Annotated in this window: 14 protein-coding genes; 1 reads left to right on the top strand and 13 read right to left on the bottom strand. The window is 72.9% G+C overall.

Annotation, left to right across the window (positions count from 1 at the left end; all coding sequences use genetic code 11):
- Positions 1–57: 57 nt before the first annotated feature.
- The 5 genes from DQE82_RS15040 to DQE82_RS15060 all read right to left on the bottom strand — a co-directional run bounded on the left by DQE82_RS15040 (position 58) and on the right by DQE82_RS15060 (position 6,332).
- On the bottom strand, positions 58–996 hold the full coding sequence (locus tag DQE82_RS15040; protein ID WP_199495994.1) for a ParB N-terminal domain-containing protein: 939 nt from the start codon (positions 994–996) through the stop codon (positions 58–60).
- Between the two features lie 345 nt (positions 997–1,341).
- A complete protein-coding gene (locus DQE82_RS15045; RefSeq protein WP_113973000.1) occupies positions 1,342–2,583 on the bottom strand; it encodes a 3-deoxy-7-phosphoheptulonate synthase in 1,242 nt (413 codons plus the stop codon).
- Between the two features lie 78 nt (positions 2,584–2,661).
- Positions 2,662–4,260: an FAD-dependent monooxygenase gene (locus tag DQE82_RS15050; protein WP_199495996.1), complete on the bottom strand. Its 1,599-nt coding sequence runs from the start codon at positions 4,258–4,260 to the stop codon at positions 2,662–2,664.
- Between the two features lie 60 nt (positions 4,261–4,320).
- The gene (locus DQE82_RS15055) at positions 4,321–6,000 is read right to left on the bottom strand and encodes a cation acetate symporter (protein WP_051610899.1); all 1,680 of its coding nucleotides are present in this window, start codon (positions 5,998–6,000) and stop codon (positions 4,321–4,323) included.
- The gene (locus DQE82_RS15060) at positions 5,997–6,332 is read right to left on the bottom strand and encodes a DUF485 domain-containing protein (RefSeq protein ID WP_043323102.1); all 336 of its coding nucleotides are present in this window, start codon (positions 6,330–6,332) and stop codon (positions 5,997–5,999) included. Before DQE82_RS15060 ends, DQE82_RS15055 begins: the two co-directional genes overlap by 4 nt.
- A 195-nt stretch (positions 6,333–6,527) precedes the next feature.
- Here DQE82_RS15060 and DQE82_RS15065 point away from each other — a divergent pair, with 195 nt between their 5' ends.
- Positions 6,528–7,268, top strand: coding sequence for a DUF6081 family protein (locus tag DQE82_RS15065; RefSeq protein WP_113973001.1), 741 nt, complete (start codon positions 6,528–6,530; stop codon positions 7,266–7,268).
- Here the strand turns inward: DQE82_RS15065 and DQE82_RS15070 are convergent.
- Genes DQE82_RS15070 through DQE82_RS15105 form a run of 8 tightly spaced genes read right to left on the bottom strand, consistent with a single transcriptional unit; the run spans position 7,261 to position 14,730 of the window.
- Entirely contained in the window at positions 7,261–7,962 is a 702-nt protein-coding gene (locus DQE82_RS15070) for an SDR family NAD(P)-dependent oxidoreductase (protein ID WP_113973002.1), read from the bottom strand. The genes DQE82_RS15065 and DQE82_RS15070 overlap by 8 nt on opposite strands.
- Before the next feature lie 11 nt (positions 7,963–7,973).
- Complete coding sequence (locus tag DQE82_RS15075; RefSeq protein ID WP_113973003.1) at positions 7,974–8,654, bottom strand: isochorismatase family protein; 681 nt, start codon at positions 8,652–8,654, stop codon at positions 7,974–7,976.
- 32 nt (positions 8,655–8,686) lie between these two features.
- On the bottom strand, positions 8,687–9,472 hold the full coding sequence (locus DQE82_RS15080) for a 2,3-dihydro-2,3-dihydroxybenzoate dehydrogenase (RefSeq protein WP_064445549.1): 786 nt from the start codon (positions 9,470–9,472) through the stop codon (positions 8,687–8,689).
- A complete protein-coding gene (locus DQE82_RS15085) occupies positions 9,472–10,662 on the bottom strand; it encodes an FAD-dependent monooxygenase (protein ID WP_113973004.1) in 1,191 nt (396 codons plus the stop codon). Before DQE82_RS15085 ends, DQE82_RS15080 begins: the two co-directional genes overlap by 1 nt.
- Positions 10,663–10,672: 10 nt before the next feature.
- Complete coding sequence (locus DQE82_RS15090; protein ID WP_113973005.1) at positions 10,673–11,989, bottom strand: phenylacetate--CoA ligase family protein; 1,317 nt, start codon at positions 11,987–11,989, stop codon at positions 10,673–10,675.
- Positions 11,986–12,747, bottom strand: a complete 762-nt coding sequence (locus DQE82_RS15095; protein ID WP_113973006.1) for an amidohydrolase family protein — start codon at positions 12,745–12,747, stop codon at positions 11,986–11,988. Before DQE82_RS15095 ends, DQE82_RS15090 begins: the two co-directional genes overlap by 4 nt.
- A gap of 26 nt (positions 12,748–12,773) precedes the next feature.
- On the bottom strand, positions 12,774–13,877 hold the full coding sequence (locus DQE82_RS15100) for a 3-dehydroquinate synthase II family protein (protein WP_113973007.1): 1,104 nt from the start codon (positions 13,875–13,877) through the stop codon (positions 12,774–12,776).
- A gap of 31 nt (positions 13,878–13,908) precedes the next feature.
- Positions 13,909–14,730, bottom strand: coding sequence for a 2-amino-3,7-dideoxy-D-threo-hept-6-ulosonate synthase (locus tag DQE82_RS15105; protein WP_064445544.1), 822 nt, complete (start codon positions 14,728–14,730; stop codon positions 13,909–13,911).
- Between the last annotated feature and the right edge of the window lie 13 nt (positions 14,731–14,743).

A 14,743-nucleotide genomic window follows, 5' to 3' on the forward strand; every position in this document is an offset into this window, starting at 1 on the left:
CGGCAACGGAATTCGACGCGCTGTCGACAACCGCCGCAAATATGCGGACCGCCGTTTTCACGCCCGGTCCTCCAGTTCCTGGGCGAACGCCAGCCAGGCGGCGGCGCACGAGCGGGCCAGCTCGGCCACCGATGTGCGCCAGTACGGCGGCACGGCGTCGACGAACTCGCGCCAGGCGGCCGGGTCGACCACGTGCCCGTCGGCCCACCGGACGAAGGCCCGGCCCACCTCGGCGTACTTCACCGCGGGGTCGCGGATCAGGTTGCCGCGTACCGCCGGCCAGTCGACGGGCGGCGCCGGGGCCTGGCCCGGCCGGCGCCTGCGCGCCTCCGACCCGTCGTCGGCGGCCGGCTCGGGCTCGGCCGCCGGCCGCTGCGGGGTCAGGACCGGGTCCCGGCCCGCCTGCAGCCGGGCGCGCACGTCCCGCGCCGTGCCCACCGACACCCCGGCCTCCTTCGCGATGGCACGCAGGGGCGCGTCCGGCCGGAGCGCGATGACCGCGCTGGCCCGACGGCGGCCCGCCGAGCCGTCCAGCGGGCGGACCCGGCCGTCCCGTCCCACCCGGCTGCCCTCCCGCGCCGCCGGTTGCAGCAGGCGGCGCCGGATGCCGCTCGCAGTGGTCGGGGACAGCCCGGCGGCGGCGGCGACGGCGCGGTCCGACCACTGCGGATACAACCGCAGGATGCGGGTGGCGGCGGCCTCCCGGTCGGCGCGGGACAGCGGCAGCCCGTGTTTGATGTTGGCGTCGACCGAGAGCAGGAACGCCGCGGCGTCGTCGCCGTCGAAGAACGTCACCCGTACGGTCTCGTCGCCGCGCAGCTTGGCGGCCCGCAGCCGGTGCATGCCGTCGATCACCCGCATCGTGCCGCGCTGCACGAGGATCGGGGGGAGGTCGTGCATCGCGGCCAGCAGCCGGATGTGCTCGACGTTCTCTCCCGCCAGTCGCGGGGAGTCGCCGGGCAGCAGCGCGGAAACCGGAACCGTCTCGCCAAGCACAGACCGATCCTCCGTAGCTGCGTCCGGCAGGGGAAATCTCTCGTCGTTGCCCTTCACTTCCAGCGTGTTTGAGTTGCCCCACATTGGAAACACTCGCTTCAGCCGAGACAGGATTCCGTGCGGATAAGATGAGGTGCGCGCGTCACCGATCGAAGGATTACACCTTCCCACACATCATTGCGATGGGATTCCTGCTGGGCAACACCACTGACGGTCCCGGCACGGGTAGTAGACACTACCCACGCAGGTAGTGGACGACGAACTGCGGCGCGGCTAGCCTGGCCGAATTTGCTCCGGCAGGTCTCCGTCTGTCAATTTTCCCGCAGTTCGAAAACGGTCGGCACCTCAGGGCCGCCTCGGCGCCGGGCCGACCGTCGCGGTGTCCTTGGCCCACGCTTCGATCAACTCGGTGGCCTGCCCCGGGTTGAGCCGGGGGTCGCACAGCGAGGTGTAGTGACGCGCCAGGTCGTCCTCGCCGGCCACGGACCCGCCGACGCACTCGGTCACGTCGGCGGCGGCGACCTCGACGTGCAGCCCGGCGGCGTGCTGCCGCTGCCGGTCGAGGATGTCGCGGAACCGCAGCGCCTCGGTGACCACGTCGGAGAGGTGCCGCGTCTTCAGGCCGACCGAGGCCTTGACGGTGTTGCCGTGCATGGGGTCGCTCAGCCAGAGCACCGGGTGGCCCGCGTTCACCACCGCGCGGACGATCGGCGGCAGGGCCTCCCGGATCCGGTCCCGGCCCATCCGCGGGATCAGGACGAGACGGCCGGGCTCGCGCCGCGGGTCGAGCGCCTCGCACACCCGCAGGACCTCCTCCGGGTCGGCGTCCGGCCCGATCTTGCAGCCGACCGGGTTCGCCACAGTGGACAGCATGGCCACGTGCGCCTCGGCGGAGCGGCGGGTCCGCTCCCCCACCCACGGCAGGTGGGTCGACGCCAGGTAGCGCTCACCCGTGTCCGGGTCCCGGCGGATCAGCCGGGACTCGTAGTCGACAACGAGGGCCTCGTGGCTCGACCAGGGTCCCTCGGTCCGCGCGGCCCGCCCGGCCCCCTCCCGGTGGGCGCGCAGCACCCGCTGCACCCGGTCGCTCGCCTCGTACGCCCACCACATGCGGCGCGGGTCGGCCTTGCGCGTACCGGGCGCGGCCAGCTCGGAATTGATCATGTGGCCGCGGAAGGAGGGGATACTCAGCGCGTCGTGCCACTCCGTCGCCTGCGACCGGGGCTTGGCGAACTGCCCGGCCATCCGGCCCACCCGCAGCACGTTGCGCCCGGTGAGCTCACTGAGCCGGTCCCCCAGCCGGTCGATGACCTCGATCTTGTCCGAGGTGTGCCGGGGGGTGCACTCGTAGAGGCTCTCGGCGCAGTCGCCCAACTGCAGCAGGAGCCCGCCGGCCGACGCCAGCTCCGACAACGCCTGCCGGAGCCGCCGTACCTCCCCGGGCGGGACCAGCGGCGGGGCCGCCGCCAACGCCGCACAGGTCTGGGCGTACGCCGGGTGGTCCTGCCAGTCCGGTTGCTGGACCGCCGGCTTGCCCTCCCACGGCCCGAGTGGGCTGCGTTCCGCCGTTGAACCGGATTGCTGCATCTGTCCTCCAGTCGAGAGTCAGCCGGACCGCCGGTCGCGTGTGCGCGTGACCCGGCCGCCGGTGACGGCACGTCGCGCCTATCCGCCACCCCGTACGCGCTGGACCACGGCGTCGGGGTCCGGCGGCGCGGTGTTGCCCCGCCAGGCGACGTGGTGGTCCGGCCGCAGCAGGACGAGGTCGCGTTCCCACAGCTCGCGGGCCCGGGCGTCGGTCACCACGGTGTGGGTGACCGGCAGGCCCCGCGCGGCCGCCGCCGCCAGCAGCGGATCGGCGGCGCCGTCGCCGGTGAAGTCCACGAGGGTGAACGAGGCCGGGTCGAACCGGTCGAAGATCTGCTGCCCGCCACTGAGCAGGAGGCTGGGCGGGCGGGCGCCGGGCCAGGTCGTCGGGGTGTACGCCCGCGGGTCGTCCGGGGGTTCGGCCGGGCCCTCCGGCCGGAGCACCGGCGAGCCGGCATAGCGGTAGCCCAGCTCGATGCCCCGGTACTCGTTCTCGCCCCGCTCGGCGTCGAGGAAGGCCGCGACGGACGGCAGCGGGGCGCCGTCGCGCAGCAGTTCCCCCGCCCGCAGGTGCACGCCCAGGTGCCGGTGCGAGGTGTGCATGTTGCGCCGCCCCACCGGGCGGCGTTCGGCGTCGTAGCTGTCGAGCAGCGCGGGGCCGCCGAAGCCCCGGAGCACCGCGGCGAGCTTCCAGGCCACGTCCACGGCGTCACCGATGCCGGTGTTCATGCCGTACGCGCCGGTGGGGAACATCCGGTGCGCCGAGTCCCCGGCGAGGAGCACCCGGCCGGCGCGGTACCGGTCGGCGAGCATGAAGCCGGGACGCCAGCGCGAGGTGAGCAGCACCTTGTCGATCCGCAGCTCGGTGCGGATCGTGTCGAGCAGGAACGCCTCCGGGTCGGCCGGCGGCTCGTCGAACTCGTTCGGGTCGATCCCGTTGACGTGCGCGGTCCAGGTGTCCACCTCGTCCTGCGCGATGATCACGTACCGGAACGCGAAGTAGTGCCAGAACCGGCCGTGCCGGTGCAGGCTGTCCAGGTCCCGGCTGGTGAAGTGCACCATGAACGCGCCCGGCAGGCCGGGCACGTCGAAGCCCTCCTCGCCGATGCCCACGGCCCGGCGGACCCGGCTCGACGCGCCGTCGCACCCGACGACGTACCGCGACCGCAGCCGGACCTCGCCGCCGGTGTCGTCGGCCAGCACGCTGGTGACCCCCGCGTCGTCCTGGGTCAGCGAGTCGAACCGTACGCCGAGGCGCAGGTCGACGAGCGGTTCCCGCCGGCAGCGCGCCCGCAGGACCGGCTCCAGGTCGATCTGGGAGATCCGCTGGCCCGGCTCGGCCGGCTGGGTGCCGTCGTTGTGCTCGGCGATGCGGCGCCACTCCTCGGTGACCGAGGGCAGGCCCCACCTGGTGATCGGCTCACCGGCGAGGCCGGTCGACCAGATCACGTCGGACCGGTGCTCGGGCGCGACCCCGGCGGCACGCACGTCGTCGGCGAGGCCGAACTGCCGGAAGAACTCCATGCTGCGGGCGTTGACGTAGTCCAGCTTGGGATGGACGGACGTCTCGAAGCCCTGGTCGACGAGGACGCAGGCGACGCCGTGACGGGCGAGCGCCAGCGCGGTGACCATGCCGACCGGGCCCGCGCCCACGACCAGAACCGGTACCGGATCCACAGTTGCCTCCCGAGGGGGTGTGGGACGGCGGAGGGGGCCGCCCCACACCGTGGCGGATGGTCAGCTCACCGGGCTGGGCGCCCGGTCCTGGCGGCCGTCGCGGTCCTCGTCGTCGACGGCGGCCGGCCGCGCCGGTCCCGTGGCCACCGCGCCGGTGAGGGACCGGACCTGCATCTCGGCGAAGGCGGCGTCGTCGCGCTCGCGGCTGGTGAGCGAGCCGAGGTAGCCGAGCAGGAAGCCGACCGGCACCGTGATCAGCGCGGGCTCGACGTCCACGAACTTGAAGTTGCGGTCCGGGAAGATGGCGTCCGGCTCGCCCGAGACGCCGTTGGAGAACAGCACCAGGAACGCGGTGAGCGCGAGGCCGCCGTAGACCGTCCACTGCAGGCCGCGGGTGTTGAATCGGCGCCAGAACAGCGCGTAGACGACGATCGGCAGGACCACCGCGCCGGCCACGTCGATCGAGGTCGGGATGAAGATGTGGGTCCGTACCGGCAGCATCGCGACCGCCAGCAGGACGGAGCCGACGCCGATGATCAGGGTGTTGCGCTTGATGTCCTTCAGCTCGGCGGCCGGGTCCAGCCGGCGGCCCCGCAGCACGTTCAGGTCCTTCGTCACCGTCGTCACCGCGCTGTGCAGCAGCGGCGCGAAGACCCCGACGATCGTCAGGACCGCGACGCCGGCGAGGGAGCCGACCATCACCGGCCCGCCCAGCTCGTCGGCGAGCTTGGGGAAGCTGATGTCGCGGTGGGCCTTGATGACGCCGATGTTGTCCCGGCCGAGGATCGCGACCGCGCCCAGCCCGACCACGGACAGGCACAGGTAGAACCCGACGATGATCATCGACGCCCACCCGGTCGACCGGCGCGCGTCCCGCCCGCTGGTCACCGCGAAGTTGCGCATGAACAGGAACGGGATCGCCGCCACCCCGACCGCGATGGCGAACAGCTTCGACAGGTGCACGAGCGTGGTCGCGCCCTCGCCGAACAGCCGGCCCGGGCCGAGCAGGTCGCTGCCGCTGGGCACCGGCGCCGCGTTGGCCTCGGCCCGCTCCAGCAGGCTGAACAGGTTCAGGTCGAAGCGGGCCAGCACCCAGGCGGTCAGCACGCCCACCACGACCACCGACAGCACCAGCTTGAACACCAGGATGCGGGTGACCCCGAGCATCCCGCCGAGGTACACGTACCCGACGGTGACCAGGCCGACCACGAAGACCGGGAGGACCAGGCCGACGAGCGCGTCGACGCCGAACCAGCGGTTGAAGATGAACGCGATGGCGGCCATCATGATCACGGTCAGCATGACGTACGTCAGCAGTGTGAGCACCGCCGAGGCCATCCGCGCCGGCCGTTCCCGGACGCGCACCGCGAGCAGGTCGCCGAGCGTGTAGCCGCCGACGTTGCGCACCGGCCCGGCGAAGAGGAACAGCGCGAGCATGGTGCCCATCGTGAAGGCGGTCATCAGCAGGATGGCGTCGTAGCCGCTGAGCGCGATGTGGCCGGTGATGATGTACATCGTCGAGTACATCAGCGGCGCGGAGGCCACCGCCAGCGCGTTCTGCACCGGCCCGATCCGCCGGTCGGCCAGCAGGAAGCCGTCCGCGGTGGTGGTGCTGGCGCGCGCCGAGCGGACCAGGTAGAGCACCGCGAGCGCGAGGACGACGGTGACCGGGACGGCGATCGCGGGCGTCGCCCACGTGTTGTCGACCGGGGGTGGCGGGTCGGCGAGGACGACGCTCATCGGGACGCTCCTTCCAGGTCGGCGCGGATCTTCTCGCTGAGCGGGTCGAGCCGCGTGCGGGCGTAGCGCAGGTAGAAGGCGGCGAGCGTCACCACGAAGGTGAACGACAGGAAGACGAAGAGCAGGCCCACGTTGACCGGGCCGGCCACCTTCTCTCGGAAGAAGTCCGGAGCGTAGGTGGCGAGCAGGCTGCCGAGGAACCACCACCCGAAGAAGGCGACGCTGGCCCAGAGCGTGACCGTGCTCGATCGTCGCCGTAGTTCCCTGAACTCTGCGCTGTGATGGACGGCGAGGTAACGACCGCCGTCCGGTGCCGGAGCTGCCGTGTCCATTGCTCTCTCCCCCTGGTGAGAACGTCGCAGACGATGCGGAGATGGCGTGCGGCGTCAGTCTCGGCGACCGCTCACGCTGCGGCATGGCTTAATCACGGGATTTCCGGGGCGTGGCCGGCGCATTGGCGTGCCCGGCCCGGCCGAACCGCGTGAACGGGTGATGCCCGCGCCCGGCCGGCGTCCGATGGTGACTGCATGACGTCGGCACTGAGAACCAGCGCGTGGACGTACGACGACTTCACCGGCCGCGAGCTGGACCCCGCCCGCTGGGCGGTCATGTCGATCACCGGCGCGGACGGGCAGACCCACAGGTACCAGGACCGCAACGCCCGCGTCCGCACCGGCGACGGGCGGCTGGAGCTGACCGTCGACCCGTTCACCCGCTTCCACGACACCGATCCCCGGCAGAACAACGCCAAGCAGATGTACCGGTCGGTGCGACGCTTCGCCGTGCCGGCGGAGGGCACGCTGACCGTCGAGGTGGAGATGGGCGTGCGGACGTACCGGCAGATCCCGCACGACCTGCTGGACGCGTTCGGCACGGTGGCCCTGTTCGACCTGGAGACCGGCGTCGTGTTCAACGCCGCCGCGACGAACGACACCGTGTACGCGACTGTCGAGCGCCTCGCGCTGCCCGGCGTGACCCAGCCGCACGAGCACTACGTCCACCGGGTAGTCCTGGATGTGCCGACGGAGCCGGGCCGGGCGCACGGCTACGCCATCACCTACCGGGCGCCGACGTCGGAGGTGGAGTTCCACGTCGACGGCCGGCTCGCCTACTGGGCGCGGGTTCCGGTGCCGGTGACCGGATTCCACGCCGGCATGGCGCTGTTCTCCGCTCGCGACCTGGCCCGGTACTCCCGCGAGCAGCGGGAGCACGGGCAGGGCGCGACCGGGTGGTGGGGGCCGTGGCGGATCGCCGCAGGCGTCAGATGAGCACGTCTCCGCCGTCGATGTTCAGGTTGATCCCGTTGATCGCGCGGTTCGTCAGCAGGAAGTCGATCGCCTCGGTGCAGTCCCGCATGGTGACCGGCCGCCGGGTGAGCGCGCGGGTCGCGGCGGCCTCCCGCGCGGCGGGCTTGTCGCTCCAGAACGGCGTGTCGGAGACGATGCTCGGGTGCAGGGCGTTGACCCGGATCGGCGAGAGTTCCACCGCCAGGGTCCGGACCAGCGCGCTGATCCCGCCGTTGGCGGTGGTGACTGTGGTGGAGCCGGGGTACGGCCGGTGGCTGGCCAGGCCGCCGAGCAGCACGACAGCGCTCTCGTCGGTCATCCGCGGGGCGAGGGCGTGCAGGACCGCCGTGTAGCCGACCAGCTTGACGGTCAGAAGCCGCGCCGCGTCGCCCGGCCGGTACGCGCGGACGGTGTTGTGGTCGCGGTCGAGCGCCGCGACCACGAGCCGGTCGACGTGTGGCACGTCGGCGAGCGCGTCCGCGATCCGCTCCGGCTCGGCCAGATCGAGGGCGAGTCCCCGGGTCCGCCCGCCGATCTCGTCCGCGACGGTCTTGGTCCGGGCCGCCGAACGGCCGGTGATCACCACGTCGTCTCCGCGTTCGGCGCAGGACCGGGCGAAGTGCCGCCCGATCCCCGAGGTGCCGCCGACGACCACGACCCGGGTCCGTTCCGACATCGATGCTCTCCTCATCGTTTGATGCTGCTCCGATCCGGACGCGCCGCGCCGGCGGCGCCCGCCAGGCCGTCCAGCACGTCCGCCGTCCACAAGGGCACCGCGCAGCGGTCCGCGGCGTAGCGCAGCGCCATCAGGTGGTCCGCACGCGACAGGTCGGCCAGCGCGTCCGCCACCAGGAACGCCTCGATGTCGCGGCTGAACGCGTCGCAGGCGGTGATCAGGCACCCCATGTGCGCGTACACGCCGCAGACCACGAGTTGGTCCCGCCGGGCGCCGCGCAGTCGCTCCTCCAGGTCGCTGCGGAAGAACGCGCTGTAGCGCCACTTGGTCAGCACCGTGTCGCCCGGCTGCGGGGCGACGTCGTCGACGATGCCCCGGTCGTCCTCGTCGCTGCTCATGCCGGGGCCCCACAGGTCGTGCAGCAACCCCCGGTCCCGCCGGCTCATGCCGCCGGGCTGCGCGGTGTACAGCACCGGCACGCCGGCTGCCCGCGCCGCGGCGAGCAGCTTCGCGACGTTGGGCAGCAGTTCGGCCATCGGGGACTCCCCGGCCGCGAACGGGCGCAGGAAGTAGCGCTGCAGGTCGTGCACCAGCACGGCGGCCCGGTCCGGGTCCGGACGCCACGGCAGCGTGGTGCCGGGCAGGTCGCCGTCGCCGGGCATGCGGTACGGCGCGATCGGGGTCATGGCCATCGGTTCTCGCCTCCGGTTTCCGTGCGACGGCGTCACACGTGCAGGGCGGCGCCGCCGTCGACGTACAGGTCGTGCATGGTCACGTGGCCCGCCTGGTCGGACACCAGGTAGGCGACCGCCTCGGCCACGTCGCGCGGCTGGGCCAGCTTGCGCAGCGGGATGCCGACGCGGTACGCGCCCGGCGTGCCCTCGATCACCGCGCTCGGGTCGGCGCCCTCGCCGAGCATCGCCCGCAGCATGGGGGTGTCGGTGGAGCCGGGCGAGACCACGTTGCACCGGATGCCGTAGCCGGACAGCTCCAGCCCCAGGCAGCGGGTGAACTGGGCGGACGCGGCCTTGGAGGCGGCGTACGCGGCCATCTCGGTACGCGGCACCCCGGCGGCGTTGGACGCCACGGTGACGATCGCGCCCCGGCGGCGGCCGACCATCCGCCGCGCCACCGCCCGGGACACGTGGAACACGCCGTCGGCGTTCACCGAGAAGGTCCGGCGCCACTGCCGGTCGGACAGCTCGACGACCGGTCCGGTGTGCAGCACGCCGGCGGCGTTCACCAGGATGCCGACCGGGCCCATCTCGTCCTCGACCCGCCGCACAAGCGCGTCCACCGCGTCGCTGTCGCACACGTCGACGCAGTAGGCGCGCGCCGAGTCGCCCTCGGCGGCGAGCTTCGTCACGACTGTGGTCAGCGCCTCGGCGTTGCGGTCCACCGCCGCCACCTGCGCGCCCGCCCGGGCCAGCACACCGGCCACGGCGGCGCCGATGCCCTGCGCCGCGCCGGTGACCAGGGCGACCCTCGACTCGATTCCGGTCAGTTCCATCAGGTGCCTCCGCTGGTCGTGGTGGCTTTCTCGGCGTCGTACCCGAAGAGCCATTCGTGGCGGTCCAGGCCGGACGAGGACTGCGCGGCGACGTCCCGGCGGCGCTGGTCGGCGCCGTCGGCCAGGTGGAACGTCTCGGCGTTGGCCCGGGACTGGCGCTGGATCCGGGTGGTCCGGGGCAGGCGGATCCGTTCGTAGCGGCGCAGCGCGGCGCCCAGGCCCGCCGGCTCCACGCCGGCCAGGCAGACCGCGAGCACCACCGCGTCCTCGACGGCCTGGTTCGCGCCCTGCGCCTGGAACGGCAGCATCGGGTGCGCGGCGTCGCCGATCAGCGTCACCCGTCCCGCGCTGAGCCGGTCGATGCTCTCCCGGTCGTGCAGCGCCCACCTGCCGACCCGGTCGGCCGCGGCGATCAGCCGGGTGACGTCCGGGTGCCAGCCGGCGTACGCGGCCGCGAGCTGCGACACGTCGCCCCGGCCGGACCACGACTCCTGCCGCCAGTCGGTGGCCGGCACCGTCGCGCCGAAGCTCACCTGCCGGCCGGCGGACACCGGATAGCAGACGCAGTGCTGGTCCGGCCCGAGCCACAACTGCACCCGGGGTTCGGTGAGCAGGAACGGCACCCGCTCGGCCGGCACCAGCCCGCGGTAGATGGACTGCCCGGAGAAGCGCGGCCGGTCCGCCACGATCTGCTCGCGCGCGACCGAGTGGATGCCGTCGGCGCCCACCACGAGATCCGCCGCGACGGTGGTGCCGTTGGACAGGTGCAGGTACGCCTCGTCGGCGGTCTGCGTCACGGCGGTGAGGCGGGCGCCCAGGTGCACCCGGTCGGGCGGCACCAGCGACAGCAGGCTGCTGTGCAGATCCGCGCGGTGCACCACGTAGTACGGCGCGCCGAAGCGGCGTCCGCACGCGCTGCCCAGCGGGGTGCGTTGCAGCAGCGTGCCGTCGTCCCAGCGGCGCATCTCGATCGCCTGCGGCGCCACCGCCACCGTACGCAGGCGGTCGCGCAGGCCCAGCCGGTGCAGCAGCCGGGTGGCGTTCGGCGCCACCTGCACGCCCGCGCCCACCTCCGTCAGCTGTTCGGCCTGCTCGTACACGTGGCAGTCGATCCCGGCCCGGCGCAGGGCGGCGGCGAAGGCGAGCCCGGCGATGCCGGCGCCGGCCACGGCGACCCTCATCTGCGGCATGTCGGTTCCCTCAGTAGTAGAGGAGCGCTTTGCTCCAGTCCTCGTCCGGGCCGAACAGGCTGCGTGGCTTCACCACGTCCGGCATGCTGGTCAGCGCGTCCAGCGGGATCAGGCTCCCGGGCGCCAGGCCGGTGACCTCGCTGTCCACGCCGAACGCGGCCCCGATCGCGTGGGTCAGCTCCGCCTCGGCGGCGACCCGGTGCGCGGCGGCCACCTCGATCTGGACCCGCAGCAGCGCCGGTTCCGCCTTGGCCCGCCAGAACATCACCCGGTACGCCTCGGGGAGGGAGAAGACCAGTTCCTCCAGCCGGTGCTGGGTGATCGTGGCACCGCCGACCCGGTAGCCGAACGCCGACCGGCCGAGCACCCGCACGGTGGGCAGCTTCCAGCCGCACTCGCAGTCGTCGTAGGAGACCGACACGTTGTCCTCGAGGTTGTACCGCAGCAGCGGCATCGCCTCCCGGAACAGCGGCGTGACCACGAGCTGGCCGTCCCCGTCCGCGCGGACCGTCCCGGTGGCCGGGTCATACACCTCGAACAGCGCCCGGTCGGCCCACAGGTGCAGGCGGCCCTCGGCGCACTCGCCGGCCAGGCTGCCGGTCTCGGTCGAGCCGTACTCCTCGATGACCGGCACCCCCCACAGGCGGCTGATCCGCCGTCGGCGGGCGTCGGTCATCGGCTCGCCGCCGACGAACAGCGCGCGCAGCGCCGGGAAGTCGATGTCGGGCCGGTGCCCGGCCGCGATCGCCGCGGCGGCCCAGATCAGGCACTCCGTCGGCACCGACCAGGTGAGCGTGACGTCCAGGTCGTGCATCACCCGGACCACCCGGGCGTACGGCATGGCCAGCGACCGGTTGTCGCCGGGCACCACGGTGGCCCCGCGCAGCCGGGCGGCGGCGTGGGCGAGGTGCCCGGTCAGCAGCAGCGCGTACGGCGTGCGGACCAGGAACACGTCGTCGGCGGACATGCCGATCCACTTGCGGGCGAAGCGCTCCGCCAGGTCGGTCCAGTCCTCCTCGGTGTAGTAGGAGGGGGTGGGCTTGCCGGCGGTGCCGCTCGACTCGTGGTAGGTCGCCAGCCGTTCGCGGGGCACGGCGAGCATGCCGAAGGGGTAGTTGTCCCGCAGGTCCTGCTTGGTGGTCAGCGGCAGGTCGGCCAGGTCGGCCGGGGTCACCGGCGGCGCCCCGGACGTCAGCCGCGCCCGGTAGAACGGCGATCGGGCCGCCCAGGTGAACGTCTCCGCCAGTTGCTTCTCCTGAAGGCGCCGCAGGTCCTCGGGGCCGTGCCACTGGCCGAGCCGGGGCAGGGTCGAACTCGGCTCGCTCACCGCTTCTCCTCTCCTAGCAGTCGATGCGCGTTGTCCCAGGCGACCCGCCGCCACTGGTCCGGCGGCAGTCGCAACGCCTGGAACTTGGCCAGCTCCACGGCCGGGTGCTGCAGCGGGTACTCGGAGCCGAACACCACCCGGCCGTCGCCGAGGCGGCGCAGCGCCGCCTCGGCCACGCAGGTGTAGCCGCCGGAGGTCTCCAGCGAGATGTTCGGCTCGTCCTGGATCAGGCTCAGGGCGTAGAGGTCGATGTTGCCGATGCCGCTGTGCCCGAGCACGAAGCTCACCCGCGGGAACCGGCGGCTCAGGCCGACCAGGTCGGCCACGCCCGCGCCGGGACGGTCCAGGCAGACCACGTACACCGGATGGTCGAACTCCGCCGCCACGGCCACCAGGTCGGCGACCCGCGGGTCGGTGAGGGCGACGCCGTGCACGGCGGGTGAGATCTCCAGGCCGCGGAACTCGGCGGCCCGGGACCGGTACGCCTCGGCCGGCCGGTGCGGGTTGGCGAAGAAGAACGGCACCAGCCGCCCGTCGGTGCCCGCGCAGGCCGCCGCCACCGCGTCGTTGTCGGCGTCGGTCTCGACGTGGCCGCCAATGACGAGCTGGCGGGACAGCCGGTCCAGGTCGATGGTGCCGCCCGCGCACACCACCGCCCGCGCCAGCCCGCACTCGCCCAGCGCGTCGAGCAGCCGCTCCCGCGCGCCGGGCCGGGGCGCCAGGCGTACGTGGAAGTCCAGCACCGGCTGCGCGGTCATCGCCCCGCTCCCCTTCCCGCCGCCGCTCACTTCTCGATGCAGAACTCGTCGATCGGGTAGCCGACGTGCCGCTTCTCCACCGGCAGGTAGCCGAGCACCTTCGTGCCGGCGGTCAGCTCGGTGACGTTGAGGACCGTGCCCCCGGGCCCGAGCACGCGCACGTGCCAGTCGTCCTGGACGATGAGGTTGACAGGTGTCCCGGAGGGGGAGACCGCGTCGATCGCCAGCAGCGGGCGCGTCTCGATCTTGACCCGTCCCACGGTGACGACCCGGGACTTCCCCTGCGAGTCGACGGCCAGCACCCGGCCGCCGGAGACCAGCTCGCTGAGGTAGTTGGTCCGCCCGCCGGCGGACAGCGTGTACGAGTGCAGCGCGCCGGCGTTGACCCGGAACGGCCGGGTCGGCATGTACGGCAGCGGATGCGTCTCGCTGCAGCACAGGATCATGCCGGTGGAGTGCGAGCCGACCAGGATGCCCTCGTCCAGGCGGAAGTTCGTGCAGGTGTCGACGCAGGCGCGCTCGCCCATGCCCACCCGCCGGATGCCGGTGACCTCCAGCTCCACGAGCGACAGGTCCGCCGCCGTGCTCACCGCCGCGGTCCGCAGCTCGGTGGCCTCCCCCACGGCGCGCGGCGCCAGCATCACGCCGTCCGAGCCGTGCTCCAGCACGCCGAAGACGATCTCCGCCTCCTCGACGTCGGCGACCTGCGTGATGATGCTGCCCGCCGCGCCCGCCGCGGCGGCCAGCACGATCTCCAGCGGAATCTTGGTGGGGTCGCGGAAGTACAGCAGGCTCCACCGGTCGTGGCGCGCGGACCGGCAGGCGTCCTCCAGGCTGTCCGCGTCGACGATCTCGACGAACCGGCCGAACTCCACGTCCGGGAACCGGGCCGCCAGCTCGGCGGGCTCGCCGTGCCGGGCTGGTTCGACGATCACCAGGTCGGCCGGTTCCAGCTTCTCCGGCAGCGGCCCGCCCTGTGGGAACAGCACCTTCCTCACCGTCGGGGGGAGCGTCTCCAGGTCGGCCGGATCGGCCGCCACGACGGCGTCCACCCGCTGGTGGACCGCCTCCTCGACGATTGCCTCCTTGGCGCCGTTGACGTTACGGATGTCCAGCCAGCACAGCTTCACGGGTTTCTCCTCGGTGGACGGTCAGGGAGTCTCAGGACGTAAGGGCGAGCCGGTCGTCGACGTCGTACCGGTCCGGGACGTGCCGTGGTTCGTGCACCAGCCGCGCCACGGCGGCGGCCATCAGGCCGGGCTGCTCGGCCTGGAACACGTTGCGGCCCATGGCCATGCCGGCCACACCGGCGCGCAGCGCGTCCGAGACGTGGGCAAGCACCGTCTCGGTGTCGGCCGAGCGCGGGCCGCCGGCCACGATCAGCGGAATCGGGCAGCCACGCACCACCTCGGCCATCTGCTCGGGCGTACCCGCGTAGTCGGTCTTGACGATGTCGGCACCGAGGTCGGCGGCGAGCGTCGCTGCGTGCGCCACCAGTTCCGGTGCCCGGGAGTCGGTGATCTGCGGCCCGCGGGCGTACACCATGGCCAGCAGCGGCACGTTCCAGCGTTCGCACTCCCCCGCCACCGCCGCCAGGTCGGCGATCTGCCGCGCCTCCTGCGGCGAGCCCAGGTTGACGTGCACGCTGACCGCGTCGGCGCCCAGCCGCAGCGCCTCCTCCACGTGCGCGACCAGGTACTTCGCGTCCGGGTCCGGCGCGTGCCGGGTGCTCACGCTCAGGTGCACGATCAGCGACATGTCGCCGAACCAGCCGTGGTCGACGTGCCGCAGGCTGCCCTTGTGCAGCACCACGGCGTCCACGCCGGTGCCGGCCAGCTCACCGAGCAGCGAGTTCAGGTCGCGGCGAAGTGGCCCGTCGGTGACGGAGTGGTCGAGCGGGACGACGAGCAGGCGTCCGTCGCCGCGCCGGAACAGTCGGCGCAGACGCAGGCCACGAGCGAACGAAGCGTTGAGTACGGCCACGGTTTCCTACCTC

The sequence above is a fragment of the Micromonospora sp. LHW51205 genome (assembly GCF_003315815.1).
Taxonomy (GTDB): domain Bacteria; phylum Actinomycetota; class Actinomycetes; order Mycobacteriales; family Micromonosporaceae; genus Micromonospora; species Micromonospora chalcea.

Coding starts and splice junctions, on each gene's coding strand:
- DQE82_RS15045 (WP_113973000.1), bottom strand. CDS start 2,583: ATGCAGCAATCCGGTTCAACGGCGGAACGCAGCCCACTCGGGCCGTGG.
- DQE82_RS15055 (WP_051610899.1), bottom strand. CDS start 6,000: ATGAGCGTCGTCCTCGCCGACCCGCCACCCCCGGTCGACAACACGTGG.
- DQE82_RS15060 (WP_043323102.1), bottom strand. CDS start 6,332: ATGGACACGGCAGCTCCGGCACCGGACGGCGGTCGTTACCTCGCCGTC.
- DQE82_RS15065 (WP_113973001.1), top strand. CDS start 6,528: ATGACGTCGGCACTGAGAACCAGCGCGTGGACGTACGACGACTTCACC.
- DQE82_RS15070 (WP_113973002.1), bottom strand. CDS start 7,962: ATGTCGGAACGGACCCGGGTCGTGGTCGTCGGCGGCACCTCGGGGATC.
- DQE82_RS15075 (WP_113973003.1), bottom strand. CDS start 8,654: ATGGCCATGACCCCGATCGCGCCGTACCGCATGCCCGGCGACGGCGAC.
- DQE82_RS15080 (WP_064445549.1), bottom strand. CDS start 9,472: ATGGAACTGACCGGAATCGAGTCGAGGGTCGCCCTGGTCACCGGCGCG.
- DQE82_RS15085 (WP_113973004.1), bottom strand. CDS start 10,662: ATGCCGCAGATGAGGGTCGCCGTGGCCGGCGCCGGCATCGCCGGGCTC.
- DQE82_RS15095 (WP_113973006.1), bottom strand. CDS start 12,747: ATGACCGCGCAGCCGGTGCTGGACTTCCACGTACGCCTGGCGCCCCGG.